Origin of the sequence: Shewanella sp. MSW (genome assembly GCF_007636515.1) — a bacterium.
In the GTDB taxonomy this organism is placed as follows: domain Bacteria; phylum Pseudomonadota; class Gammaproteobacteria; order Enterobacterales; family Shewanellaceae; genus Shewanella; species Shewanella indica.
In genome coordinates this window covers 1-24684 of sequence record NZ_LVDR01000023.1, presented here as the reverse complement: position 1 = coordinate 24684, position 24684 = coordinate 1, and the positions used below count along the sequence as shown (strand labels likewise).

The window sequence follows — 24684 nt, the reverse complement described above, 5'->3', positions numbered from 1 at the left end:
TCAAAGCTCCTGCAATACTTCCAGTTCAAAGGTCACCTGGTGGCCCGCCAGCGGATGGTTCAAATCCACAGTGACAGAATCACCGGCTATCTCCCTCACTATTCCGGGTATTTCACTGCCGCCAGGGCCAGCAAAGCTGACTATAACACCGGGTTCCAGCGTCATATCTGCCGGGAAGCGAGTGCGATCCAAGTGATGAATGGCGTCGGGATTGGACTCGCCGAAAGCATCGGCTGGGGCCAAGGTAAAGCTGTGATTATCGCCGGCTTTCAGCTCAAGAAGCTCAGCTTCAAACGCCGGGCTCAGACTGCCGTCGCCAATATTGAGCCTGGCAGGTTTACCGGAGGCTTTGGTACTGTCAGCAGTCGAGCCGTCTTCCAGCAATATATTAAGGTGGCACAAGAGGGATTTTACATCAGACATCTGCGTTACTCCTTGGCTTCATTCTGCTTGGCTGCGGCCTTGTCACCGCCGAAAAATGAATCCCAGATGATCAGGACTGCGCCAACACAGATAGCCGAGTCAGCGATATTGAATGCCGGGTAATGACTGGTTTTCCAGTAAAAATCGAGGAAGTCCACCACAAAGCCATGCATCAGGCGATCAACAAGATTTCCCAGTGCGCCGCCAATCACCAGAGTGTAAGCCAGGTTAAGGCGCCACAATCCAGCCGATTGCCGTCTGAGCCAAACGGTCAGCAACACACTGAAGCCGACAGCGACGGCAGTGAACAACCAACGCTGCCAGCCACCGGCATCACTGAGAAAGCTAAAGGCGGCACCATAGTTACGCACATAGGTCAGATTAAAGAAAGGCAACAGCTGCACCGACTCATACAGCTTGAAGTTCCCCAATACCCACTGTTTGGACAGCTGGTCAGCCAAAAAGGCCAACACAGCCACCCAATACCAGCGCAGGCCACTTTGTTTCCAGTCTGCGGGCATGTTTATTATCCTCAGGCGAACAGGCGCTGTTCACCTTCTCCTTCGATATTGGTCACACAGCGGCCACACAGCAACGGATGCTCGGCGATCTGGCCAACGTCTTCTCTGTGGTGCCAGCAGCGATCACACTTGGCCGCTTCTGACTTGGCAACGCTTAGCTTAAGTGATGCCAGCTCAGTTTCACGGGCAGCGGCAGGCGCATCGGCAAGCGGCTTAACCACGGCTTTGGAGGTCAGCAGCACAAAGCGCAGCTCGTCACCCAGTTTGGCCAAAGCTTCAGTCAGCGCCGCATCGGCAAACAGAGTCACCTCGGCTTCCAGCGCGCCGCCGATCAGCTTATCGCGGCGGCCTTGCTCCAGTGCCTTGTTGACTTCATCACGAACCTGCAGCAACTGTGCCCAGTATTCATCACTCAAATCTGAGTCCAGCTGGACAGCCTTGAGGCCCTGGTACCATTCCTGAGTAAACACATAGGCGTCACGCTTACCGGGCAGCAACTGCCAGATTTCATCGGCAGTGAAGCTAAGAATCGGGGCCACCCAACGCACCATGGCTTCGGCAATCAGATACAGAGCCGACTGACAGCTGCGACGGGCGTGACCATCACGCTTGGCGGTATACTGTCTGTCCTTGATGATATCCAGATAGAAGCTGCCCAATTCAACCGAGCAGAACTGCATCAGCTTCTGGGTCACTATATGGAAGTTGTAGGCATCATAGGCTTCCAGCAACTCTTCCTGCAGTTTGGCGGCGCGGCGCACCACCCAGCGATCCAGTGCCACCATGTCTTCGATGGCAATCATGTCTGTCTCTGGTTCAAAACCGCTCAGGTTAGCCAGCAGGAAGCGGGCGGTGTTACGGATACGGCGATAAGCATCGGCGCTACGATTAAGGATCTCATCGGATACCGTCATTTCACCGCTGTAGTCGGTAGAAGCCACCCACAGACGCAGAATATCGGCGCCCAGTTTGTTGGTTACCTGCTGTGGTGCAATCACGTTGCCGATAGACTTGGACATCTTGCGGCCCTTGCCATCCACGGTAAAGCCGTGGGTCAGTACCTGCTTGTAAGGTGCCTTGCCGTTCATGGCGGTTGAAATCATCAGTGATGACATGAACCAACCACGGTGCTGATCCGAGCCTTCCAGGTAGAGGTCAATTCCCTGCCCCTGGAATTCAGGGCGGGCGGCAACCACTGATGAGAAGGTAGAACCTGAGTCATACCAAACATCCAGAGTGTCGGTCACCTTGCGGTACTGTGCTGCATCTTCACCCAGGAGTTCAGACTCATCCAGATCCCACCAGGCTTGAATGCCCTGCTGCTCAATGCGATGAGCAACACGCTCCATCAAAGCCACGCTGTCTGGATGCAGCTCTTCGGTTTCCTTGTGAACAAACAGAGTGATAGGCACGCCCCAGGTACGTTGGCGCGAGATACACCAGTCAGGACGGTTCTCGACCATCTTCTCAATCCGGCTCTGTCCCCAATCCGGGATCCACTGGGTTTGCTCAATTTCACCCATAGCTTGAGTACGCAGCCCTTTGTTATCCATGGAGATAAACCACTGCGGTGTGGCGCGGAAGATAATAGGAGTCTTGTGGCGCCAGCAGTGAGGGTAGCTGTGACGATAAGCTTCGCGGTGCAGCAAGGCATCTTTTTCCTGCAGCAGCGCTACAATTTCATCATTGGCCTTGAACACGTGCTTGCCGGCAAACAGCGGGGTATCTGCCTTGTAAACGCCGTTATCACCTACAGGGTTAGCCACTTCCAAACCATACTTCTGGCCAACCACAAAGTCGTCCTGACCGTGTCCAGGGGCAGTGTGTACCACACCGGTACCGGACTCTGTGGTCACGTGATCGCCAAGGATCGCCGGCACACTGAAATCATAGAAAGGATGTTGGAACTGCATCAACTCAAGCTCGGCACCTTTGGCGCGACCCAGGAGCTGATGGCTCTTGACACCATAACGGGTGATACAGCTTTCCAGCAGGGCTTCCGCCAGAATAACCGCTTGCTTGGCACCTTCTTCAGACTCAATCTCTACCAGCACATAGTCCAAATCAGGACTCAGTGACAAAGCGCGGTTGGCAGGCAAGGTCCAGGGAGTAGTAGTCCAGATAACCATGGAGACTGGCGCTTGATACTCAGTAACCCCGAAAGCAGCTAGCACTTTAGCCTTATCCACGGCGGCAAAGGCCACGTCTATGGCCGGTGAAGTCTTGTCTTCATATTCCACTTCGGCTTCGGCCAGGGCAGAACCACAGTCGGTACACCAATGCACCGGCTTAACCCCTTTGTGCAGGTGGCCGTTGTCGATCACTTTAGCCAATGAGCGAATGATGTTGGCCTCAGTGCTGAAATCCATGGTCAGGTAAGGTTTGAACCAGTCACCGAGTACGCCGAGACGGATAAAGTCATTGCGCTGACCATCCACCTGTTTGGCGGCATACTTACGGCACTCGTCACGAAACTCGGCGGCAGAAATTTTCTGTCCAGGCTTACCAACTTTCTGTTCTACCTTGAGTTCAATCGGCAGACCATGGCAGTCCCAACCTGGCACATAAGGCGCATCAAACCCCGACAAGGTCTTGGATTTGATAATAATATCTTTGAGGATCTTGTTAACTGAGTGACCAATATGAATATCGCCATTCGCATATGGAGGGCCATCGTGCAGAATGAAAAGCTTGCGGCCAATACGGCTATCACGGATCTGTTGGTACAGATTCTCCTCGGTCCAGCGTTTCAACATCTCTGGCTCGCGATTTGCCAAATTACCACGCATCGGAAACTCGGTTTCCGGCAAATTCAAAGTTGATTTATAGTCGCTCATTGATCCTAATACCATTAATTTAGCTAAGAGAGCTCAGCCTGCTTCATTGCTGAGTAAGGCGCGAGCCTCATCAGCGTCATTCATTATTTGTTTCTTAAGTGCCTCAAGGGACTCGAACGGTTTCTCGTCACGGATCTTGGCCACTAATTCCACTTCTACTTTACGCCCGTAGAGGTCACCTTCAAAGTCAAACAGGTGCACTTCCAACTGGCAGTTTTGTCCCTGAACCGTGGGGCGAAAACCCACATTGGCAACGCCATCGTATTGTTCGCTACCATCCCACCAGAGCCTGACCGCAAAAACGCCCCTCACGGGAACCACTTTACGCTTCATGGCAATATTGGCTGTGGGGAATCCTAGCGTCCGGCCCAGCTTTTTGCCATGTGCCACCTTACCACTGAGAGTATAGGGATGTCCCAATAAACGTCTGGCCTGATCAAGATTGCCCTTGGCCAGTGCTTCTCTGACCATGGTGGAACTGACCCTGTGATCGCCAACCAAAAAGCTTTGGGTACTGACTACCGCAAAACCGTGTTGTTCACCGGCAGTGCGAAGCAGCTCAAAGTTGCCCTGACGCGCCCGTCCAAAACAGAAATCGTCACCGACCACCAGATACTTGACCCCAAGTTTACGCACCAGCAACTCTTCGACAAACTCCTTGGCCGGCATCTGGGCAAACTTTTGATTGAAATTGACACACACAAGTCTGTCTATTCCCAGTTCAGCAAGCAACCTGACCTTATCACGAAGCAGGCTCAAGCGCGCAGGGGCATCCTGGCCGCGAAACAGTTCCTGCGGTTGCGGCTCAAATGTCATCAGGGTGGCCGGCAAACCAAAGTGACGCGCCTTTTTGACCAGATTGGCTATCACTTCGGCATGGCCCCTGTGTACACCATCAAAGTTACCTATGGTCAGCACACAACCGCGATGGGCCGGCAATATATTGTGTATTCCGCGAATCAGTTCCATGAAATCAATGACTGCTCAAACGTAAATTGGCGGATTATATAACAGCTCGGCAGCAGAATCAGCCCTCAGTTCCGGGCTTTGAGCCGCCACGGACGGATCCCAAACAGTACCAATGCCATAAAGTACCCTAAAGCACCGCCGAGTATCAGGGAAAACAGATGAGCGAATCGCTCAACAAACGACCACTCAAGCCATTGCGCCTGCTCTGGTGAAAAGTAAATTAACAGGCAAACCATTGCCGCCGTTGCCAATAAGACCTTGATAAAAAAGATAATAGTTTGCTTACTAACTCTATATACACCAGCCAGATGCAAACCGCGATATAGAAGAGACGCGTTGAGTAAAGCAGACAGAGAAGTAGCAATGGCCAGTCCTACATACCCAAATGGCACGGCAAAAATAATATTGAAACCCATGTTGCTAACCATAGCAATGATGCCATAACGCACAGGTGTCTTGGTGTCCTGACGAGCATAATATCCGGGCGCCAGCACCTTGATCAGCATAAAACTCAACAAACCTGAGCCGTAGGCCACCAGAGAATAGGAAGCCATTTCCACGTCATTGACGCTAAAGGCACCACGCATAAAAAGCACCATCAACATGGGCTGAGCCAATACAATCAGCCCCATCATGGCCGGTAAACCCAGCAGCAGAATGGCGCGAACCCCCCAATCCATAGTGCGATCAAACCCCTCCCCCTCTGCATTAACGTGTTTTTTGGAAAGAGCAGGCAAAATAACGGTAGCAATGGCAATACCAAATAACCCCAGCGGGAACTCCAACAAGCGATCCGAATAATAGAGCCAACTGATGGAGCCTGTAACCAGAAAACTGGCGATAAAAGTATCCAGCAGCAGGTTAATTTGTGACACAGAAACCCCAAATAACGCCGGGATCATCAAAGTGCGGATTTTAACCACCCCGGGATGATTCCAGCCCCAAGAGGGCTTGACCAGCGCTTTTTCCTGCAGCAGAAAAGGAATTTGAAACAAAAACTGAATCACACCACCGAAGAACACCCCCCAGGCCAAACCGATTTCAGGCTTATCCAGGGTAGGACTCAACCACAGAGCTGCAGCGATAATGGCGACGTTGAGAAATACCGGAGTAAAGGCCGAAACGGCAAAACGGCCACGGGTATTGAGAATCGAGCCGGCCAAGGCGGTAAAAGTGATAAACCAAAGATAGGGAAAAGTGATCTTCAACATTAACGAAGCCAGTTCAAACTTGGCGCCGTCAGGCTCATCATTAACCCAGGCCATAAACCAGCCTGCACCAAACAAAGCGGTCAATATTGGCGAAGCCAAAACCCCAATCAAGGTCACGACTGTTACCAATAACCCCAAGGTACCGGCTACCTTTGATAATAAGAGTTTGACCTCTTCGCTGGACTCTTTCTCCTGATACTGAGTCAATACAGGTACAAAGGCCTGAGCAAAAGCACCTTCAGCAAACAATCGCCGCAAAAAGTTAGGGATCTTGTTGGCAAAAAAGAACACATCGGCACTGCTGCCCGCGCCCATCAAGTTGGCGACTACCACATCCCGTATTAATCCCAATACACGGGAAATCAAGGTCATGACGCTGACGATAGCGCCGGACCGTACCAATTTTTTGCTCAAATATTCCCCCAGAAGACTCAAGCCGCCATAAACGGCGGCAAGTCTCAAAAATTCCACTTAAGCTCTGTCACATGCCAGCAATTGCTGGTAGAATTGCGCCACATCTTACACGAGTTGGGTTGAGGATAGCCAAATCAGGTTGGATTAATTTATCTTTATGATGGATATTCAATCATTGTCATTGACAAAGTGACGAAAACCGGGCATTCTCCTCGGCCTTTAAAAGTATCAAATCCAGTTTTTAGGAGTTGCACCTTGGCTAATAGCAAGACTGCAAAGAAGCGCGCGCTTCAATCAGAAAAGCGTCGTCAACACAACGCTAGCCGTCGCTCTATGTTGCGTACCTACGTGAAAAAAGTTATCGCTGCTATCAAAGCTGGCGATCACAAAGCGGCTACTGAAGCTTTCGCTGTTGCACAACCCATTCTTGACCGTATGGCAACCAAAGGCCTGATCCACAAGAATAAGGCTGCCCGTCATAAGGCTCGTCTGAACACTCGTATCAAAGCACTGGCTGCTTAATTCGATACCTGTATAAAAAAAACCGGCATTGCCGGTTTTTTTATATCTAAAATTCAATAACATCAATGACAATAGATGTTATTCAACAGCTTGATGATTTCGCGCACTTCTTCACTCTTGAGCGAATAGTACACTGTCTGGGCTTCTTTGCGGGTGGCCACCAGATTGTCTTTACGCAACCAAGCCAGATGCTGAGACAAAGCCGACTGACTCAATCCCAGTTTCTTGTTCATTTCCCCAACGCACATCTCTCCCTCACTCAGGAGATAGCACAGAATAAATAAACGCCTCTCATTGGCCAGCGCCTTCAATAACACGACGGCATGGTCCGCTCGCTGCTGCATCAACTCAATATTCATGACGAGCCTATTCTCCTAATACAAACTCCGTCCCTAATATAGCCTTGCCTTACGGAGATAGTCGGGACATAAAGCACACTTTTTGTTAGATTGTTTTCAAAAATGGGACATACCTAATAAAAACAAAGGAAACACATGAAAAGCTATCGAACCGCCCTGTTACTTCCACTGTTGATTTCATCACTTATTGGCTGTCAATCCCCCTCACCTTCCAATACAAATCAACTGCTTGCTGAGTCATTGCAGCAAAAAGCCCTCAGTTCTGACCTCGGCTTTCAAATTGTGGAATCTTTAACTGTGGAAGTCGGCCCTCGCCTGGCTGGTAGCCCAAAAGACGCCGTGGCGGTTGCCTGGGCGGAGAAAAAGCTACAGTCACTGGGTTTTGACCGTGTTTATAAAGAAGCTGTGGAAGTTCCGGTGTGGGAACGCGGTGAAGCCAGTGCCAGCATAGTGACCCCCTTCCAACAGCCTCTGGTTATCACGGCATTGGGAGGTAGTGTGGCCACTCCTACTGAAGGTATCACGGCCAAGATAGTGCGTTTTGACAGCCTCGCTACACTTAAAGAAGCCAACCCTGATGATGTTGCCGGCAAAATTGTCTTTATCGATCAGAAAACCGAGCGACACAAGACAGGTAAAGGTTATGGCAAGAGCGTAGGGGGCCGCTCACGAGGCGCTATAGAGGCTGCGCGAAAAGGTGCCCTGGCAATAGTTATCCGTTCAATAGGTACAGATCATGACCGTATGGCCCATACCGGCACCATGCGTTATGAAGAAGGCTTAAAGCGGATCCCGGCGGCGGCCATGTCAGCGCCGGATGCCGATCTGGTCAATGCCATGCTCAAGCGTTCTGCCGATATAACCCTCTCTTTGAAGATGTCTCCCAAGAACAAGGGCAGCGCCATTTCCTATAACGTCATCGCCGAAGTCACCGGTAGCAGCAAGCCAGATGAAATCGTACTGATAGGGGCTCATCTGGACTCCTGGGATGAAGGCACGGGCGCTATAGATGACGGTGCCGGGGTCGCGATTGTCACCGCGGCCGCTAAGCTTATTCAAGATTTGCCGGAAAAGCCGGCTCGGACGATACGTGTCGTGCTCTATGCCGCCGAAGAGATAGGCTTGGTTGGTGGCAAGGCTTATGCCAAGGCCCACGCTGCAGAACTGGATAAACACTATATCGCCGCCGAATCGGATTTCGGGGCTGGCCCTATCTACCGCATCGACTTTCAGGTCAATGAGCAAGTGCTGCCCAAACTACAGCAACTGACCCAGGTGATGCAACAAAACGGCGTTGCCGCCGGTGACAACAGTGCCTATGGTGGTCCGGATGTTTCCATGTTGCCGGCCAGTGGCGTTCCTGTGGCCTCCCTGCGCCAGGATGGTACCGATTACTTTGACTACCACCACACCCCCAACGATACCCTGGACAAGATAGATCCCAAGGCGCTGGCACAAAACGTTGCGGCCTATGCCCAGTTCGCCTATTTGATGGCACAGTCTGAACTGGAACTGCGACCGCTGCCTGCCAAGCAGTAAATCACACGCTTTAGAAGCCAAAAGCCGTTCAATAATGAACGGCTTTCTTATCTTTATATAGCGGGAAAGGGTATCAGCTCTGTTCTTCCCGCAGGAACACAGGGGAGCCAGGGCTGGACTCGGCTTCACTGTAATAATAGCCGGCGCTGTTAAATGCCTTTAATCGCTCCAGACTCTGTTCCTCTTGCTCCAACAGGTAACGAGCCATCATGCCTCTGGCCTTCTTGGCGTAAAAGCTTATTACCTTATACTGACCATTTTTACAGTCTTTGAATACAGGCGTGATAATACGTCCGGCAACCTGCTTGGGTTTAACCGCTTTGAAGTACTCGTTGGACGCCAAATTCACCACAATATCATCCCCTTGCTGAGCCAATGCCTGATTGATGGCATCTGTGATGATATCGCCCCAAAAGGCGTACAGGTTACTGCCCCTGGGATTCACCAAAGAGGTACCCATTTCCAGCCGATAGGCTTGCATCAAGTCCAGGGGCCTCAAGAGACCATAGAGCCCGGATAAAATACGCAGATGCTGCTGAGCCCGAGCAACCGTTTCCGGGGCAAGGCTGTCTGCATCCAGACCTGTATATACATCACCACGGAAAGCATAGAGTGCTTGCTTGGCATTCTCCGGGGTGAAATCAGGCTGCCACTCGGCGAATCTGGCGGCATTTAAGCCGGCAATTTTGTCACTGACTTTCATCAAAGAAGCAATATTGGCTGGGGTCAGCTCCCGGCAAACCTGAATAAGCTCGCTGCTGTGCTCGAGAAACTGTGGCAGGCTGTATTCAGATACCGCCGCCGGGTTGTCATAATCCAGCGTCTTGGCCGGTGAAACCAAAATCAGCATATTCACTCCGTCTTATTTGGTATAGAACTGCCCATGATACTGGCAGTAAATAAAAAAACCACGCATTGATAGCGTGGTTTTTCCGATGGCCCCAATCTGGGGCCGGTTTCAGTTACCAGCCTTTGCCACTGCGAACCACAGGTTCACCGGTCCAGATACCCTCTTCAATATGTTCTTCAAGCTCAGGAAACTTGCTCTTATCAAACACAGGTTCTTTGCCTTCACTCAACTGATCGCGGTAATCATTAATCACCCGCATGGCAATACCGGAAAGCAGTACCAAGGCAATGATGTTGACTGTCGCCATCAAGCCCATGGAAAGATCGGCCAAATTCCATACTAAGGTTATTTTCGCCACAGCTCCAAACATCACCATGCCTAGTACGCACAAGCGGAACAGGGGCAACACTTTACGGCTATTATTGGAAAGGAACAGCACATTGGTTTCGGCATAAGAGTAGTTGGCGATTATTGAGGTGAAGCAAAACAGTAAGATGGCAAAGGCAACAAAAAAGCCACCCCAATCTCCAACATGAGTGGTCAAAGCCGCTATGGTCAGTTGGATCCCTTTGTCCCCCTCGCCGATATTAACACTGCTGAGATCGCCAGCCAGCAAGATTATTGCGGCTGTTGCACTACAGATAACAATAGTGTCCATAAACACTCCTATCATCTGTACAAACCCTTGGGAAGCAGGATGGTTTGGTGTCGGTGAGGCGCTGGCAGCGACGTTGGCAGCACTCCCCATACCCGCCTCGTTGGAGAATAAACCGCGGGCTATCCCTGACTGCATCGCCTGAGCCACAGTATAAGCCACCCCACCGGCAGCGGCCTCTTGCCAACCGAAGGCGCTGTTGACTATCAGTTTGAGAATGGTCGGCAATTGCTCAATATTCATCCCGACAACGACCAAGGCGATCAGGATATAAGCAAAAGCCATAATAGGTACAACTACCTCGGATACCCGCGCAACTTTACGCAGCCCACCCATGATGACCAAGCCACTGGTGATCACCAGCAGAATACCTATCCAATAAGTTGCTTTAATGTCAAACCAGTAAGCCTCTTTGACATCAAACACAATTTCCAATGCTCCCGTAATGGTATTGGCCTGAACGGCATTGAAAACCAAACCAAAGGCAATGATCAAGAATACGGAGAAGAGAATCCCCATCCAGCGCTGGCCAAGCCCCCTTTCCATATAATAGGAGGGGCCGCCACGAAACTGGTCATCTTTATCTTTTACCTTATAGATCTGAGCCAAAGTCGACTCAATCATGGCCGTAGCCATACCCAACAGAGCGATAAGCCACATCCAAAAAACAGCACCAGGGCCACCGGCACCTATGGCAACGGCCACCCCGGCCATATTACCGGCACCGACCCTGGCGGCCATACTGGTACAAAATACCTGAAATGAAGACAAGCCGCTGTCACAGCCCTGCCTACTGGTAGCCATCACCTTGGCAGAATGCCCCAGGTGAGTAAGCTGAATGAACAAAAGCCTTAGAGTGAAGTACAAGCCAGCGCCCACCAAGGCATAGACCAATAGTTTTCCCCAAAGCAGAGAGTTCAAAAAATCGACTATGGTTTCTATTATCATAATTGTAAGCTTTCCCGTGACAAACCTGGCCCATCTCTGACGGTATATCGCCAAGTTTGTGGTTAAGATTCCTTCCTGAATGAAAAAGGATAAGCGTCGGCCAGTTTCTTTTCGAATTATCCTACATACCCCAAGGTATGCCGACCGGGCTTGAGGGCGAAGAAAATAGCATAGGAACTTGAAAATACCGCGTGATCAAGATCACACTTAATCACTCGACCGACAGTAAATTCACCATAAAAATACCAGAACAAACTAGAGTTTTAACTTGAACAACAATGGTGTCACACGAATTTTCTAAAAAAACCACCAGCTAAACAAACTTTCAAAACTTGGATGTTGGGCACGTTTTTGTAATAAAACTACAAATATAGTAGCCACAAGATAATCTGATTCACTTTTAGCTAGCTCAAGCGAGGCACGATATGACCCAAAAGCAAGAGATAGGTGCACTGAAGAAATTTGTCCGGGCCACTAACTTCCTGGCAACCTCACAGATTTACCTGAAGCACAATGTATTGTACAAACGCCCGTTACAACACAGTGATATAAAGCCAAGGCTCTTGGGCCATTGGGGAACCTGCCCGGGGATCAACTTTGTATACGCTAACGTGAACAGATTGATTACCAAGCACAAGCGCCCGTTCCTCTATCTGGTCGGCCCAGGTCACGGTTTCCCCGCTGTACAGGCCAACCTCTTCCTCGAAGGCTCTCTAAGCCACTTCTATCCAGAAACCATCCCCTACAACGAAACCGGTATTGAAGATATCTGTCGTAAATTCTCCGCCGCTTACGGTTACCCTTCACATGCCAACCCCGAAGCTCCGGGACAAATCCTTGAAGGGGGCGAGCTGGGCTACTCCTTGTCTGTTGCCTGGGGTGCCGTGCTGGATAATCCAGACTTGATTGCCGCAGTGCTTGTCGGTGACGGCGAATCTGAAACCGGCCCACTGGCTGCATCCTGGTATGCCAACCGCCTGGTTTCTCCCGCCACCAACGGTGCCATACTGCCGATTGTTCATATTAATGGTTACAAGATTTCCGGCCCTACCCGTATGGGACGCATGAGCCACGAAGAGCTGGAACTTGAATTCAGAGGCCTGGGTTACCATCCCATCATAGTGGACAGCGAGCAGGAAGAAGATGTCTACCTGCAGATGACCAAGGCGATGGATACAGCTTACGAGATGATCAACGACATCCAGAAGCGTGCCCGCAATGGTGAAGATGTGGTTAAGCCACGCTGGCCGGTGATCCTGATGCGCACCGCCAAAGGCTGGACAGGTGTTCCCGAATACGATGGCAAAAAACTCGAAGGCAACTGCGAGTCTCACCAGGTAATTGTCAACAAATGCGCCACCGACAAAGGTCATCTGGCCGCATTGGATGGCTGGCTAGACAGCTATAAATTCTCTGAACTCTACTCAATCAACGAGCAGAACCAGATAATCTTCGACAAAGACATCCAGTCGCTGTTGCCACCTGCAGAACTCTGCTGTGGCCGTCAAAAGATGAGCTATGGCGGTGAAGTGGTACGCGCCCTCAGCAATCCTGACCTATCCAAACTGGCCTACGGCCCTGAAGTCCCAAGAGGCCATCGTGGCTATTCCATGCTGAAAATGGGCCAATGGATGCGCGAAGCCTTCCGTCTTAATAAAGACCAGCGCAACCTGCGGATCTTCAGCCCGGATGAAACTTACTCCAACCAGTTGCAAGCGGTATTTGAAGCCACAGATCGTGCCTGGCAATGGCCGATTGAAAGCTGGGATGAAGATATGAGCCGCGATGGTCGGGTTATGGAACTACTGTCCGAAAACCTGCTGTTCGGTATGATGCACGGCTACACTGTCACCGGCCGTCACGCCATGTTCCCTACCTATGAATCCTTCTCTCAGGTAGTGTCTTCCATGGCCGACCAATACTGTAAGTATGTCTATGCCAGCCAAGGGGTTCACTTCCGCAAGCCGCTGCCGGCCTGTAACGTAGTTCTCTCCTCTTTGCTGGAGCGTCAGGACCACAACGGTTATTCTCACCAGAATCCTTCTTTCCTGGGGGCCATGCTTGAGAAACACCCCAAGATAATCTCGGCTTACCTGCCAGCCGATGCCAACACCACTTTGGTTTACACAGAGCGAGCTTTCGCCGACCGTGACAAATTGAATATTCTTGTCGCCGGTAAGAAAGAGCTGCCGCAATGGCTGAGCCTTGATGAGGCCCGTAAACAAGCCAAAGAAGGTGTAATGGTGTGGGATTTTGCCTCTGATGAAAACCCGGATGTCGTCCTGGCAGGTTGTGGTGACTATGTGACTCAGGAATGTATGGCGGCATTGGTATTAATCCGCGAATTACTGCCAAGAGTGCGTATCCGCTTTGTAAGCGTCACAGAATTACACAGCAGTGGCCTGGGTAGCCTTAAATTCCAGGAAAAACCTTGGTTGATGGATGAGATATTTACCGAAGACAAAGGTGTGGTATTTAACTATCACGGTTATCCAAACACCATCAAAAAACTGATCTTCGATTACAAAGGTAGTCATAGATTCAGAATTAAAGGTTATGAAGAAGAAGGCTCAACCACCACCCCATTTGATATGGGTGTACGTAACGGTACTTCTCGTTATCACCTGGTAATAGATATGGCTTACAAATTATTCCAGCAAGGTGTTATTGATGAAACCCGTCACGTTGCGATTACCACAGATATGCTGCAACGTTTGGTTGACCATAGAAACTATATCAAAGCCAATGGTGTAGATCCTGAGTATATCGAAAACTGGATTTGGACCCGCTAAGCTGAACCTTAGCTAAACAAAAAGCAAAAATTTTAGTTAAGAAATTGTTTTGCAAAAATAAAAAAGCGCCTTCTAACAGGCGCTTTTTCTTTAGTTTCAATTGTTAAAAAACCAGACAGCACAAATAATGAACAATAAAATTATCGCTTGAAAAGTGGAAAATTGCTGTATTTCAATGGATAATTGAGCCAGCTAGCTAAAACACTAAACGGAACCCCACATTAAGTGCTAGTCGTGTTTCCTATACGGGACATATGGGTAATTAAATAGCAATGGACTTGGAGAACATGATGAATAAGACATTTAAAGTATTGTTGCTTGCATCTATGATGCCTTTTGCAGCATCTGCAGCAGACGAGCTCAGCCCATGGTATGTCGGTGCTGGCCTCGGTGTAAACAACTACGAACCTAACTGTGATCAGAAAACCATGAAAACCTGTGGTGAAGACGATCCATATGCTTGGGACGTATTTGCAGGTTACCTGTTCAACGATTACTTCGGTGTAGAACTGGGTTACCGCGATTTAGGTCGTGCCGAATGGACCGACTACAGCAATAAACTCAACGACGTAGGTGTCAAGGGCGCCACTCTGGGCCTAGTGGCTTTCTGGCCTTTCGCTGATAAGTGGAGCCTGTCTGCTGAAGCTGGTGCCATGAACTACCACATTTCCAATAACAGACAATGGGGTAGCGAGTACTACAGCGATAGCGGTGTTGCGCCTTACTTCGGTGCTGGTATCGGTTACAACATCACAGAGAACCTGAAACTGGCCGCCAAGTATCGTCGTTATGAAAACCTCGACGAAGAAAAGTGGAACACTCTGGCGATGGAAAGCAACTACTGGGGTCTTGAACTGAGCTACCGTTTCGGCAGCACTTCAAAACCAGCTCCTGTAGTCGCTCCAGTGGTCGTAGAACCAGTTGACAGCGATAACGACGGTGTCAACGACGATATGGACCAGTGTCCAAACACACCAGCCAACCACAAGGTAGATGCCAACGGTTGCTCTATCTATGTTGAAAAACTGGAAACATTGGAAGTTAAAGCTCAGTTCGATAACAACTCATCTGTACTGAAAGCCGACTCTATGGCTGAAATCCAGAAAGTTGCTGACTTTATGAGCAAGTATCCTAAAGCTGATCTGGAAATCGCCGGCCACGCCTCTCTGCCTGGTAAAGCCGATTACAACCAGTGGCTGTCTCAGAAGCGCGCCGACGCCGTTGCCAAAGTACTGGTTGAGCAGTATGGCATCGATGCCAGCCGTATCAACGCCAAGGGCTACGGTGAAAGCCAGCCGCTGATGCAGGGTTCTTCTGCTGAAGCCAACAAGGTTAACCGCCGTATCGAAGCTCTCCTGAGCTTTAAAGAAAAAGAAGCTCTGCTGAAGTAAAACTGAACTTCTTCTGAAAAAGTCGCTGCCCTGCAGCGACTTTTTTATTTTTCACTCTTTTTTGTCATTAGAATTCCCTCGGCTATGGGAGTACACTTCCTTTAACCGACAACGGCCTTCATTGACAATTTCTCACCATTTTTGTAATTTTTTTTCAATCCTGGTTGGAAACAGAGGCAAAATCGCTTTTAATAGCGTCATGCAATTTCCGCGTAAACGGCCGCAATCTGAGAAGGATGTTTTTCATGGCAAACACACTCACGCAACTCAAATCCGTTACAACCATAGTTGCTGATACCGGTGACATTGAGGCGATCAAACTCTATCATCCACAGGATGCCACCACCAACCCATCGCTGATCCTCAAAGCCTCGCAAATCCCGGAATATGCACCGCTGATCGATGATGCAATTTCCTGGGCTAAAGCTCAGAGCCAGGATCCACAGCAACAACTGGAAGACGCCGCAGATAAGTTGGCGGTCAACATAGGGGTGGAAATTCTCAAGCTGGTACCGGGACGGATTTCAACCGAAGTAGATGCTCGCCTGTCATTCGATAAAGCCGGCTCAATCGCCAAGGCCAACAAGCTGGTAAAACTCTATGAAGCGGCCGGTATCGACAAGTCTCGCATTCTGATCAAACTGGCTTCCACTTGGGAAGGTATCAGCGCCGCCAAGGAACTGGAGCAAAAGGGTATCAACTGCAACCTGACACTCTTGTTTAGCTTCTCCCAGGCCCGAGCCTGCGCAGAAGCAGGAGTTTACCTGATCTCACCTTTTGTCGGCCGCATTCTCGACTGGTATAAGAAAAATACCGGCAAGGATTATAGCGCCAGTGAAGATCCTGGCGTAATCTCAGTAACCCAGATTTACAACTATTACAAACAGCATGGTTATAAGACAGTGGTTATGGGCGCCAGTTTCCGTAACACAGGTGAAATCATTGAGCTAGCCGGCTGTGATCGTCTGACTATAGGCCCATCTTTGCTCGAAGAGCTGGCCAACTCAGACATCCAGATAGTAACCAAGCTGCAACCGGCTACTGAAACCCAAGAGCCACCCAAGCCATTGACCGAGGCAGAGTTCCGCTGGGAGTTCAACGAAGACCCCATGGCAGTGGAAAAACTGGCCGAAGGTATCCGTAACTTTGCTATAGATCAGGGCAAACTAGAGACCATGCTCAAGGCTAAACTGAGCTAATCAAGGATTGTTTTGAAACTGAAGATCAGGGACTACTCATGACACATTTGACTCAATCTGCTACCTGGCAGACTCTCAAGGCGATGAGTGCAGATCTGCCTCACATGCGTGAACTCTTTGCCGAAAACCCGCAGCGCTTTGATCAACTGTCGATTAAAGATTGTGGACTGCTGTTGGATTACTCCAAGAACCGCCTCACTGAGGCCGTTATGCAGGAGTTACTCAAGCTCGCCCAAGAAGCCGGACTTGAACAAAAAATAGCAGCTATGTTTGCCGGTGAAGCAATCAATACCACAGAGCGACGTGCTGTGTTGCACACAGCCCTGAGAGCTCCGACCGATGCGGATATTCGTGTCGATGGCGTCAATGTGGTCCCTGAAATTCAGCAAACCCTGGCTCAAATGGAGACTTTTGTCGAATCGCTCTATTCAGGTCAGTGGCGCGGCTATACCGGCAAGAAAATCACAGATCTTATCTCCATCGGAATTGGCGGTTCCTTCCTCGGCCCCAAGATTATCTCCGAGGCTCTGCGTCCCTATTGGAACGGTAAACTCCAATGCCACTTCGTCGCCAATGTCGATGGCACAGCCATCACTGAAAAACTGAAGGAGCTGGATCCTGAAACCACCCTGTTCCTGATGTCGTCAAAGTCTTTTGGCACCCAGGAAACCCTGACCAACACCCTCAGCGCCAAAGAATGGTTCCTGGCCAAAGGCGGTTCACAGCAGGATATAAGCAAGCACTTTGCGGCCATTACCTCCAATGTTGCCAAGGCAACGGCGTTTGGCATAGATGAAGACAACATCTTCCCAATGTGGGATTGGGTTGGCGGGCGCTATTCTCTCTGGTCGGCCATAGGTTTGCCCATAGCCGCCTTGATAGGCATGGATAACTTCAAGGCACTGTTGGCCGGCGCCAGAGCAATGGATGTACATTTCGCATCCAGACCTCTTGAGCAGAATATGCCGGTGATCATGGGTCTGCTCTCTGTATGGTACAACAATTTCTTCAATGCCCAGTCCCACGTGGTGTTGACCTATGATCACTACCTCAGAGGGCTTCCGGCCTATTTCCAACAGCTGGATATGGAGAGTAACGGCAAGTCCGTCACTCTGGACGGCGATTCGGTGGATTACAGCACAGGGCCGGTTATTTGGGGCGGAGAAGGCACCAATGGCCAACACGCCTACCACCAGCTGTTGCACCAAGGTACGGCCTTGATCCCGGCTGACTTTATTCTGCCGCTGCAAAGCCATAATCCTATCGGTGAGCATCACGCTCAGCTGGCATCCAACTGTTTTGGTCAGACCCAGGCGCTGATGCAGGGACGAACCTTTGATGAAGCCTTGGCCGAACTGGCCGACAGCCCACTCTCAGAAGCTGAGAAACAGCTTATTGCCAAACATAAGGTTATGGAAGGTAACAAGCCGAGCAATACCCTGTTGATGGACAAGTTGACCCCACTTACCCTGGGCGCCTTGATTGCTCTCTACGAGCACAGAACCTTGGTTCAGGGTGCTATCTGGGATATCAACTCATTCGATCAATGGGGAGTTGAGCTGGGTAAAACGCTGGGAAATGAAGTGCTGTCGCGTATCGGTGCAGAACAAGATAGTCAGGATCTGGATGCTTCCAGCAATGCTCTGATCAACCTCTTTAGAAAAGCTAAAATATAGCCTTTTCAGCTTAAAAATCAATAAATACCAGCCAACTCCACTGGCTGGTATTTTTTTTGCCTGCCATCTTGTCTATACACCTTCATCAAAGCATCATCCAACTTTAACAAAATAGAAACATTATTCTTGCACCCTGTTTGCCAAGTATGATATTTAAGTGTTGATAAAACATACAACAAAGGAGGTTGCCATGGATCGTTTGGATTATGGTAGTGCGCTAGATGAAGTCGTTGAAAGACCAAGCCGCTCTCGAAGCTCCAGCAAGAAGCGCAAATGGCGAGAGATTGAAGCACTGAAAGACAAACATCGCCTGCTGAAGGAGTTACAGGAGATAGACAGCAGTTTTAATTATGATATCGACAACCTCCTCTGAATATGAGAGACATTAAAAAAGAGCGCTTGGCGCTCTTTTTTGTTAATCGCTGACGAGTGTGACACGGATTTCTAAACACTACCAAAATTATCTATCGGCAGTATGAATGTAGTTTCTCAACTCATCAAACAACTGGTTATCATCGCTGCTGAACAATGGATCCTCTATCAACTTCAATTCACACATACTTTGGATCTTCTGCCAGTCCTCATCCTGCAAGCTCTTGGCAAGCAGAGGAAAAATTTCCCGCTCCTCGTATAGCATGTGCTTCTCTTGCAAATCCACATACTCTTTTAATTCAGTAACCAATTTTTCCTTGGCCACGACGACATCGTTGAGAATAAGGTTAAGGGTCGCCATCAAGGTTGATGAGGCATCAATCAGCTTTTGATGTTCCTGTTCAAGGCGCCTGGTCGGCTCGGTACGACTTTCCTTGATAAGAAAGTAGTCGTAAATGATATCTTCTAGCGGATGATGGCTATGTTCAGCATAGCCCTGCATGTACTCAACAACATCCCGTACCAGATTAAAATTGACATGCTCACCTTCGGCCAGCTTCTGGTATTTCCCCTTTAGCAACTTCAGCAATATGGCAATATGCTTGTGGTCATTCATCAATCTTTGCAGCATAGGGCACTCCATCTTAAGTCGGGCCTTTCTAGGTAATAGTAGTAAACAGGCCAAAGATTACTCAATACTAACCATAGATGTTTTCCAGGGACATGATAAAGATCAAGGAAAATAACCTTCTAAATCAACAATTCATAAATTAGTGATAAATACAACACCTATTCTCTAACCAATGTTTGTCCAGTGAGGCTATCCGGCCATACTGTTATTGGCTCTTATCCAAGCTTTAGCAAGCATATCAGCCCCGCAGACTTTCCTCCATCATCGCCAACATTCCTTTGAGAGAACTGCGGATACGATTAAATGCCTCACCGGCAGAGCTGGCTTCACGCAGGTGCCGCTCGACCATTGAGGTAAAGTAACTCTCCTGCTCTTCTGTCATGTCCAGCACATGAAAGCTGCTGCGAATTTCAGTAGTGATCCCAGATAAGGTATCGCAAAAGCGTTGATCCTGTTGCTGCATGGAATCACCCAGTTGTTTCATCAACAGGTGCAACCTATCCATCACCCGACGCAGCATCTGCTGGCGCTCTATATCCAATACCCTGGCCTCCAATCCTTCGACCACAACGGCTATCACGTCCCTGAGTCGGCCGTACAACACCTCATCCTCGACCGGCATATTCTTGATCAAGAATGACACATGCTTGTCGTTGCACATGGTTCGATTACCAAAGTCATATAGGCGTCCCTGTTTGTCCAAAAGCTCAAAAATATTGGCTTCTATCGGGCTTATCTGGGTGTTGTCCGGCACAAAATACTCGGCGCTGTCTGTGCGTATTTTCAGACAGGTATTGAGGTTGAGCTGAGTCATCAGTTCAAAAAAAGCATCGGCAAGAGCACGGTAGTTGCTGCAAAGAAAACACTGGCGGAAGAACTGCAACACACAGCCATATTGGGACGATTCACTCATGGACTGAAACGCCATGTTTCTCGACATGGACTCAGCCTGCATCAGAGACTGTTTGCGCTGCTGATATTGCGCCACGCTGCGAACCTTGGCCAACAGCTCTTTCAGCTCAAAGGGTTTGGCGATGAAATCCACCGCCCCGGCCTCATAAGCTTTAAGACGCTCATTAAGAGTATTCATACCGGAAACAAATACCACTGACGCCTCCCGCCCCTGTGATTGCAAGTGAGCACAGAGGTCCACACCGCTGGAATCCGGTAGATTGATATCCATCAGGATGATTTCCGGTGTCGCCGACTCCAACGCTGCCAAATAAGCAGCTGCCGAGTCGAAAACTTGGACTGAGTAATCATCCTGCAAGACTTCCTCTATCAAAGCCAGATAATCAAGATCATCATCCACCACCCAGACAGTTAAATTGTCCATAAATCTCCCTTACTGTCATCAGCAAACCTAATTCCCACCTGCTTGAGTGCCAGAGTCAGTCCTGTCAGATCAAAGGGTTTATGCAGTACCGGAAACGGCATCTCATCGGCGCTGGAAATACCTATGTTCTGGATAAAGCCGGAGATCAGCAACACCAGCAGAGAGTGTTTAACATTGAGTTTTTGTGCCAGTTCGTAGCCGTTGATACCACCAGGCATCAACACATCTGTGATAAGAAGCTCGGCATCACAACGCTGCTGCTCGTAACGTTGCAGCACAGTGAGGGGGTCGTGGAACAACTCCACTTCAATCCCCAGTAAATCGCAATAGTCAGCCATCACCGCCAACATCTCCGGCTCATCATCCACTACGATTGCCTTCAAAGGCCGCCGCACCCTGGGCACTTCACTTGTGTAAGAGCCAAACTGAGGTTCAAGGGTCAGTTTTCGACTCTGCGGAAACCATAATCTGAACTCAGTGCCACTCGACCCCGTATTCAAGATGGCGATATAACCCTTGGAACGTTTAACAAAACCGTACACCATAGCCAGTCCAAGACCTGTGCCCTTACTCTTGTCCTTGGTGGTAAAAAATGGGTCGAATACCTTGTCCTGAAAGGCTTTTGGAATACCACTGCCACCATCAATCACACTGATCCATACATAATGCCCAGGCTCCACCTGGGTCTTGCCTATGGCGATCCCGGGCAGATAACCACTCAAGTAGCAACTGCCGGTACGGATCTTGAGCTCTCCCTTGCCCTCCATGGCATCGCGGCCATTGAGCAGCAGATTCAATAAGGCGTCTTCCAGATCACCTTTTTCGAGCATCACAGGCTTGTTATCCGGTGCCAGCTCAATACTCAGGGTTATTTGACTGGTCAAGGACTTGGCAAACAACTCCTGCAAACCTTCAATCACCTCATTGACCTGGCAAGGCTCGGCATTGAACTGTTCCTGGCGCGAAAACGACAACAGTCTGCGGGTCAAATCTGTGCCTCGCTGGCAGGCCTTAAAGGCGGTATTGAGGTATTTTTCAGCTTTAGGATCAGAGACTTTAAGCTGCATTAACTCCAGGTTGCCCTTCAATACCCCTAGAATATTGTTGAAGTCGTGGGCTATGCCGCCGACCAACTCCCCTATGGCCTGCATCTTCTGGGTTCTGGCCACGGCCTGTTGCAACTGATGCTGCTCGCTGTAATCGCGACCTATAACGGCGTATATACGCCGACTTCGGGAAATACAATAACAGTTGAGATGCAATAACTCCCTGCCGCCATCGCCTTTATGACACCAAAGTTCCCCGCTATAACAGCCCTTGCGGCGCAACTGCTCTTTGAAGGAGTCACTTTCTTCGCCTTCAAACAACAGGCCGGTTAAATTGGCGCCAACCAACTCCCGGTTGGCATATAAGGTCACAGCGGTGGCCGCCGGGTTGGCGTAAAGGATAAGTTCTCGCTCAGGTTCGAGACTAAATAGCAGTAATAAACTGTCGGCACCGTCTATAACGGCCTTGAAGCAGAGTTCATCCTCTGCCGACTGTGATGAACTACGGCTGAGCTGACATTGATAGATGGCCCCCACCAAGGGGCCGATATTGGCCTGACATGCAGCCAAAGACTCAAACCAACCGGGAGCCGATGAATGGAAAAACAACAATAGTTCTGAATTTTTGATGGGCCAGACAGTAAACTTCTGCCATTGATGAAGCTCTTGTTGGCTCGCTCCTTTGGCCCATTGATTAACACTGCTCCAAAGTGTCAGATAGATAACCGGATCCCGACACCAGCAGGTGACTGATTCCGACATATCATTGGCACCCAATTCTGAGCGTTCCACCATCAACAAAGCCTCTGCCCCTGAGGCATGTACCAGGGTCTGACACAGGGCTGGCAATACATCCTGTCCCCGGGTCAAACCCAATTGCAATTTAGCCAGTTCAATCAACAGTCGAGACCAATCGCCAGGGAATTCGGTTTGAGCCGCAGAGGAAAACACGTTAAAGTCCCTTTCCGTTGTTTTTCAGTCATTCAAGCATAGACAAGTTTGCAATATTAGCGACTTATCCAGCTTGCCAAATATATAGAGAGGCCTGGGTGACGAGTCAGGAAAGATGGGTTGGAGCCCATGTCAGCGCCCAAGGTGGTGTGGAAAATGCTCCGCTCAATGCCCACAAGATAGGGGCCAGTGCCTTTGCACTATTTACCAAGAATCAACGACGCTGGCAGGCAGCAGCTTTAACCGAGCATTCCATCGCCGCCTTTCAGGAAAACTGCCAACAGTTGGGCTTCAGACCCGAGGCGATTCTGCCCCACGACAGCTATCTGATTAACCTGGGACATCCGGATCCCTTGCTGCTGGAAAAATCCCGCGACGCCTTTGTCGATGAGATGCTTCGCTGCAAACAATTGGGATTAACCTTGCTGAACTTTCATCCCGGCAGCCACTTGCGACAGATAAGTGAGAACCACTGTCTGCGTAACATCAGCGATTCAATCAACCTCGCATTGGCAGCTTGTGATGGTGTTTGTGCCGTCATCGAAAATACCGCAGGACAAGGCTCCAACCTGGGACACAGCTTTGAACAACTGGCGCAGATCATAGACGGGGTTGAGGATAAATCCCGAGTCGGCGTTTGCCTGGATACCGCCCATATGTTTGCCGCAGGTTACGACATTCGTACTCAGGAAAGCTGCCGGGAAAGCTTTGACGCATTTGGCCGTATCGTGGGCTTTCAATACCTCAAGGGCATGCACCTCAACGACAGCAAGACGGGACTCGGCAGCCGGGTCGACCGCCACGACTCCTTGGGCATGGGCGAAATAGGCAAAACCGCTTTCGAGTATATTCTCGGCCACCCCGCCACCAAGGGGATACCCTTAATATTGGAAACCATACGCCCGGAGATCTGGCCCGAAGAAATAGCCTGGCTGAAAAGCCTTAGCCGCTGACCCCAAGCCAGCGCCAAAGGGCAGCGACACATGGCGTGCTTAGCCTTATGTTTGCCCCTGGCTGATTTCTTTCAAGGCCTTGAGCGCCGCATCGTAATCTGGATGGTGAGACACATCCTTCACCAACTCACGGTACTTGAGCTGGCCATTGGCATCTATGATAAATATCGCTCTGGCCAGCAAGCCTCGGCTAGGGATCAGCAGACCATATTTATTACCAAAGTCGCGCCAGACTGAGTCTGACAATACCTTGATTTTATCAACATTCTCCACCTTGCAGAAACGTTTTTGGGCAAAGGGTAAGTCTTCACTGACGGTCAACATGACCACTGAATCATCAAACTTGCTGAACTCTTTATTGAACCTCTTGGTCTGCAGGGCACAGACGCCGGTATCCAGACTGGGAACTGCACTGATAAGTACTGTCTTACCCTTGAAGTCACTTAAAGTCACCGGGGAAAACTTGTCATCCACCACCTTAAACCCTGGAGCAAGCTGGTTAAGCTCGGGCAATTTGCCCATCAGAGTGACACTCTGGCCCCCCATTCTGACCTCGGCGGCCACTTTCCCTTCTGCCGCCATAGTCGTGGCACTTGCCAAGGTCAATGCACACACAACACTCCACTTTGTCAGTTGCAACATAGTTTTCTCTCTCGCTCCAGCTTTAAATTCACCCTGGCTAATATAGCGCATTATCCGGACACAGGTGTAAAGAATCCACCTTCTGAAGAAGGTGGCTTTGTATATGCCCCCTCAAAGGGGGCGTTGTTTACTCCAGCGTTAACTGAGTTTGCTCCTGCTTTTCTTCTTTCTCTTGATGCCGGACATAACGCCTTATTATCTCTTCATTTATTCCAACCGTATCGACAAAGTATCCTCGCTGCCAAAAATGGTTACCCCACATTTTGTTCTTCCTCAAGTATGGATATTTACTAAATAGTTTTAGTGCTATTTTGCCTTTGAGCGCTCCCATCAGTCTTGATATCGATAACTTTGGCGGAACTTTTATAACTAAATGAACATGGTCTACCTGAACATTTAACTCTACTACTTTGCACCCAAGTTGCTCACTGTAAACGTGAATACAGC

At 49.6% G+C, this 24684-nt stretch carries 21 protein-coding genes; 8 read left to right on the top strand and 13 right to left on the bottom strand.

Annotation, left to right across the window (positions count from 1 at the left end):
- The 5 genes from fkpB to murJ form a co-directional block, all read right to left on the bottom strand.
- On the bottom strand, positions 1 to 423 hold the full coding sequence (gene fkpB / locus AYI96_RS18650) for an FKBP-type peptidyl-prolyl cis-trans isomerase (protein ID WP_039034883.1): 423 nt from the start codon (positions 421 to 423) through the stop codon (positions 1 to 3).
- Between the two features lie 5 nt (positions 424 to 428).
- On the bottom strand, positions 429 to 944 hold the full coding sequence (lspA, locus tag AYI96_RS18645) for a signal peptidase II (protein ID WP_025011911.1): 516 nt from the start codon (positions 942 to 944) through the stop codon (positions 429 to 431).
- 11 nt (positions 945 to 955) lie between these two features.
- On the bottom strand, positions 956 to 3781 hold the full coding sequence (gene ileS / locus AYI96_RS18640) for an isoleucine--tRNA ligase (RefSeq protein WP_071477007.1): 2826 nt from the start codon (positions 3779 to 3781) through the stop codon (positions 956 to 958).
- Between the two features lie 33 nt (positions 3782 to 3814).
- Positions 3815 to 4750, bottom strand: a complete 936-nt coding sequence (gene ribF, locus AYI96_RS18635; protein WP_071238256.1) for a bifunctional riboflavin kinase/FAD synthetase — start codon at positions 4748 to 4750, stop codon at positions 3815 to 3817.
- Between the two features lie 65 nt (positions 4751 to 4815).
- Positions 4816 to 6375 (bottom strand): murein biosynthesis integral membrane protein MurJ, encoded by a 1560-nt coding sequence (gene murJ, locus AYI96_RS18630; RefSeq protein ID WP_144362143.1) that lies wholly within the window; start codon positions 6373 to 6375, stop codon positions 4816 to 4818.
- A 255-nt stretch (positions 6376 to 6630) separates the two neighbouring features.
- On the opposite strand from murJ, the gene rpsT reads away from it, so the two are divergent.
- The gene (gene rpsT / locus AYI96_RS18625) at positions 6631 to 6897 is read left to right on the top strand and encodes a 30S ribosomal protein S20 (RefSeq protein ID WP_039034886.1); all 267 of its coding nucleotides are present in this window, start codon (positions 6631 to 6633) and stop codon (positions 6895 to 6897) included.
- A 62-nt stretch (positions 6898 to 6959) separates the two neighbouring features.
- Here rpsT and AYI96_RS18620 read toward each other — a convergent pair whose 3' ends face one another.
- Positions 6960 to 7256 (bottom strand): ArsR/SmtB family transcription factor, encoded by a 297-nt coding sequence (locus tag AYI96_RS18620; protein WP_025011907.1) that lies wholly within the window; start codon positions 7254 to 7256, stop codon positions 6960 to 6962.
- Positions 7257 to 7391: 135 nt separating this feature from the next.
- Between AYI96_RS18620 and AYI96_RS18615 the strand changes: the two genes are divergently transcribed.
- On the top strand, positions 7392 to 8795 hold the full coding sequence (locus tag AYI96_RS18615) for a M28 family metallopeptidase (RefSeq protein WP_144362130.1): 1404 nt from the start codon (positions 7392 to 7394) through the stop codon (positions 8793 to 8795).
- Between the two features lie 73 nt (positions 8796 to 8868).
- Here the strand turns inward: AYI96_RS18615 and yaaA are convergent, their stop codons facing one another.
- On the bottom strand, positions 8869 to 9645 hold the full coding sequence (gene yaaA / locus AYI96_RS18610) for a peroxide stress protein YaaA (RefSeq protein ID WP_039034888.1): 777 nt from the start codon (positions 9643 to 9645) through the stop codon (positions 8869 to 8871).
- Positions 9646 to 9757: 112 nt separating this feature from the next.
- Positions 9758 to 11245 carry an alanine/glycine:cation symporter family protein gene (locus AYI96_RS18605; protein ID WP_039034934.1) on the bottom strand — a complete coding sequence of 496 codons (1488 nt, stop codon included), beginning with the start codon at positions 11243 to 11245 and terminating at the stop codon, positions 9758 to 9760.
- 428 nt (positions 11246 to 11673) lie between these two features.
- On the opposite strand from AYI96_RS18605, the gene AYI96_RS18600 reads away from it, so the two are divergent.
- The 5 genes from AYI96_RS18600 (at position 11674) to AYI96_RS18580 (ending at position 18679) form a co-directional block, all read left to right on the top strand.
- Complete coding sequence (locus AYI96_RS18600; protein WP_039034889.1) at positions 11674 to 14040, top strand: phosphoketolase family protein; 2367 nt, start codon at positions 11674 to 11676, stop codon at positions 14038 to 14040.
- A 287-nt stretch (positions 14041 to 14327) separates the two neighbouring features.
- Positions 14328 to 15431 (top strand): OmpA family protein, encoded by a 1104-nt coding sequence (locus AYI96_RS18595; RefSeq protein ID WP_039034935.1) that lies wholly within the window; start codon positions 14328 to 14330, stop codon positions 15429 to 15431.
- A gap of 245 nt (positions 15432 to 15676) precedes the next feature.
- A complete protein-coding gene (gene tal / locus AYI96_RS18590) occupies positions 15677 to 16630 on the top strand; it encodes a transaldolase (protein WP_039034890.1) in 954 nt (317 codons plus the stop codon).
- A gap of 38 nt (positions 16631 to 16668) precedes the next feature.
- On the top strand, positions 16669 to 18306 hold the full coding sequence (gene pgi, locus AYI96_RS18585) for a glucose-6-phosphate isomerase (RefSeq protein ID WP_144362129.1): 1638 nt from the start codon (positions 16669 to 16671) through the stop codon (positions 18304 to 18306).
- Positions 18307 to 18496: 190 nt separating this feature from the next.
- Positions 18497 to 18679 carry a DUF3545 family protein gene (locus AYI96_RS18580; RefSeq protein WP_039034892.1) on the top strand — a complete coding sequence of 61 codons (183 nt, stop codon included), beginning with the start codon at positions 18497 to 18499 and terminating at the stop codon, positions 18677 to 18679.
- Positions 18680 to 18766: 87 nt separating this feature from the next.
- On the opposite strand, the gene AYI96_RS18575 is transcribed toward AYI96_RS18580, so the two are convergent.
- The 3 genes from AYI96_RS18575 to AYI96_RS18565 all read right to left on the bottom strand — a co-directional run bounded on the left by AYI96_RS18575 (position 18767) and on the right by AYI96_RS18565 (position 22642).
- A complete protein-coding gene (locus AYI96_RS18575) occupies positions 18767 to 19309 on the bottom strand; it encodes a hemerythrin domain-containing protein (RefSeq protein ID WP_039034893.1) in 543 nt (180 codons plus the stop codon).
- 238 nt (positions 19310 to 19547) lie between these two features.
- Positions 19548 to 20645 carry a response regulator transcription factor gene (locus tag AYI96_RS18570; RefSeq protein ID WP_039034894.1) on the bottom strand — a complete coding sequence of 366 codons (1098 nt, stop codon included), beginning with the start codon at positions 20643 to 20645 and terminating at the stop codon, positions 19548 to 19550.
- The gene (locus AYI96_RS18565; RefSeq protein ID WP_260853030.1) at positions 20633 to 22642 is read right to left on the bottom strand and encodes an ATP-binding protein; all 2010 of its coding nucleotides are present in this window, start codon (positions 22640 to 22642) and stop codon (positions 20633 to 20635) included. The genes AYI96_RS18570 and AYI96_RS18565 overlap by 13 nt, the downstream gene beginning before the upstream one ends.
- Positions 22643 to 22740: 98 nt before the next feature.
- On the opposite strand from AYI96_RS18565, the gene nfo reads away from it, so the two are divergent.
- Positions 22741 to 23595 (top strand): deoxyribonuclease IV, encoded by an 855-nt coding sequence (gene nfo, locus AYI96_RS18560; protein ID WP_144362128.1) that lies wholly within the window; start codon positions 22741 to 22743, stop codon positions 23593 to 23595.
- Positions 23596 to 23640: 45 nt separating this feature from the next.
- Here nfo and tpx read toward each other — a convergent pair whose 3' ends face one another.
- Both tpx and tnpA read right to left on the bottom strand, forming a co-directional pair.
- Positions 23641 to 24177, bottom strand: a complete 537-nt coding sequence (gene tpx / locus AYI96_RS18555) for a thiol peroxidase (protein WP_233962797.1) — start codon at positions 24175 to 24177, stop codon at positions 23641 to 23643.
- Positions 24178 to 24364: 187 nt separating this feature from the next.
- Positions 24365 to 24684: IS200/IS605 family transposase (gene tnpA, locus AYI96_RS18550; RefSeq protein WP_144362127.1), on the bottom strand; the 320-nt coding region annotated here is incomplete at its 5' end.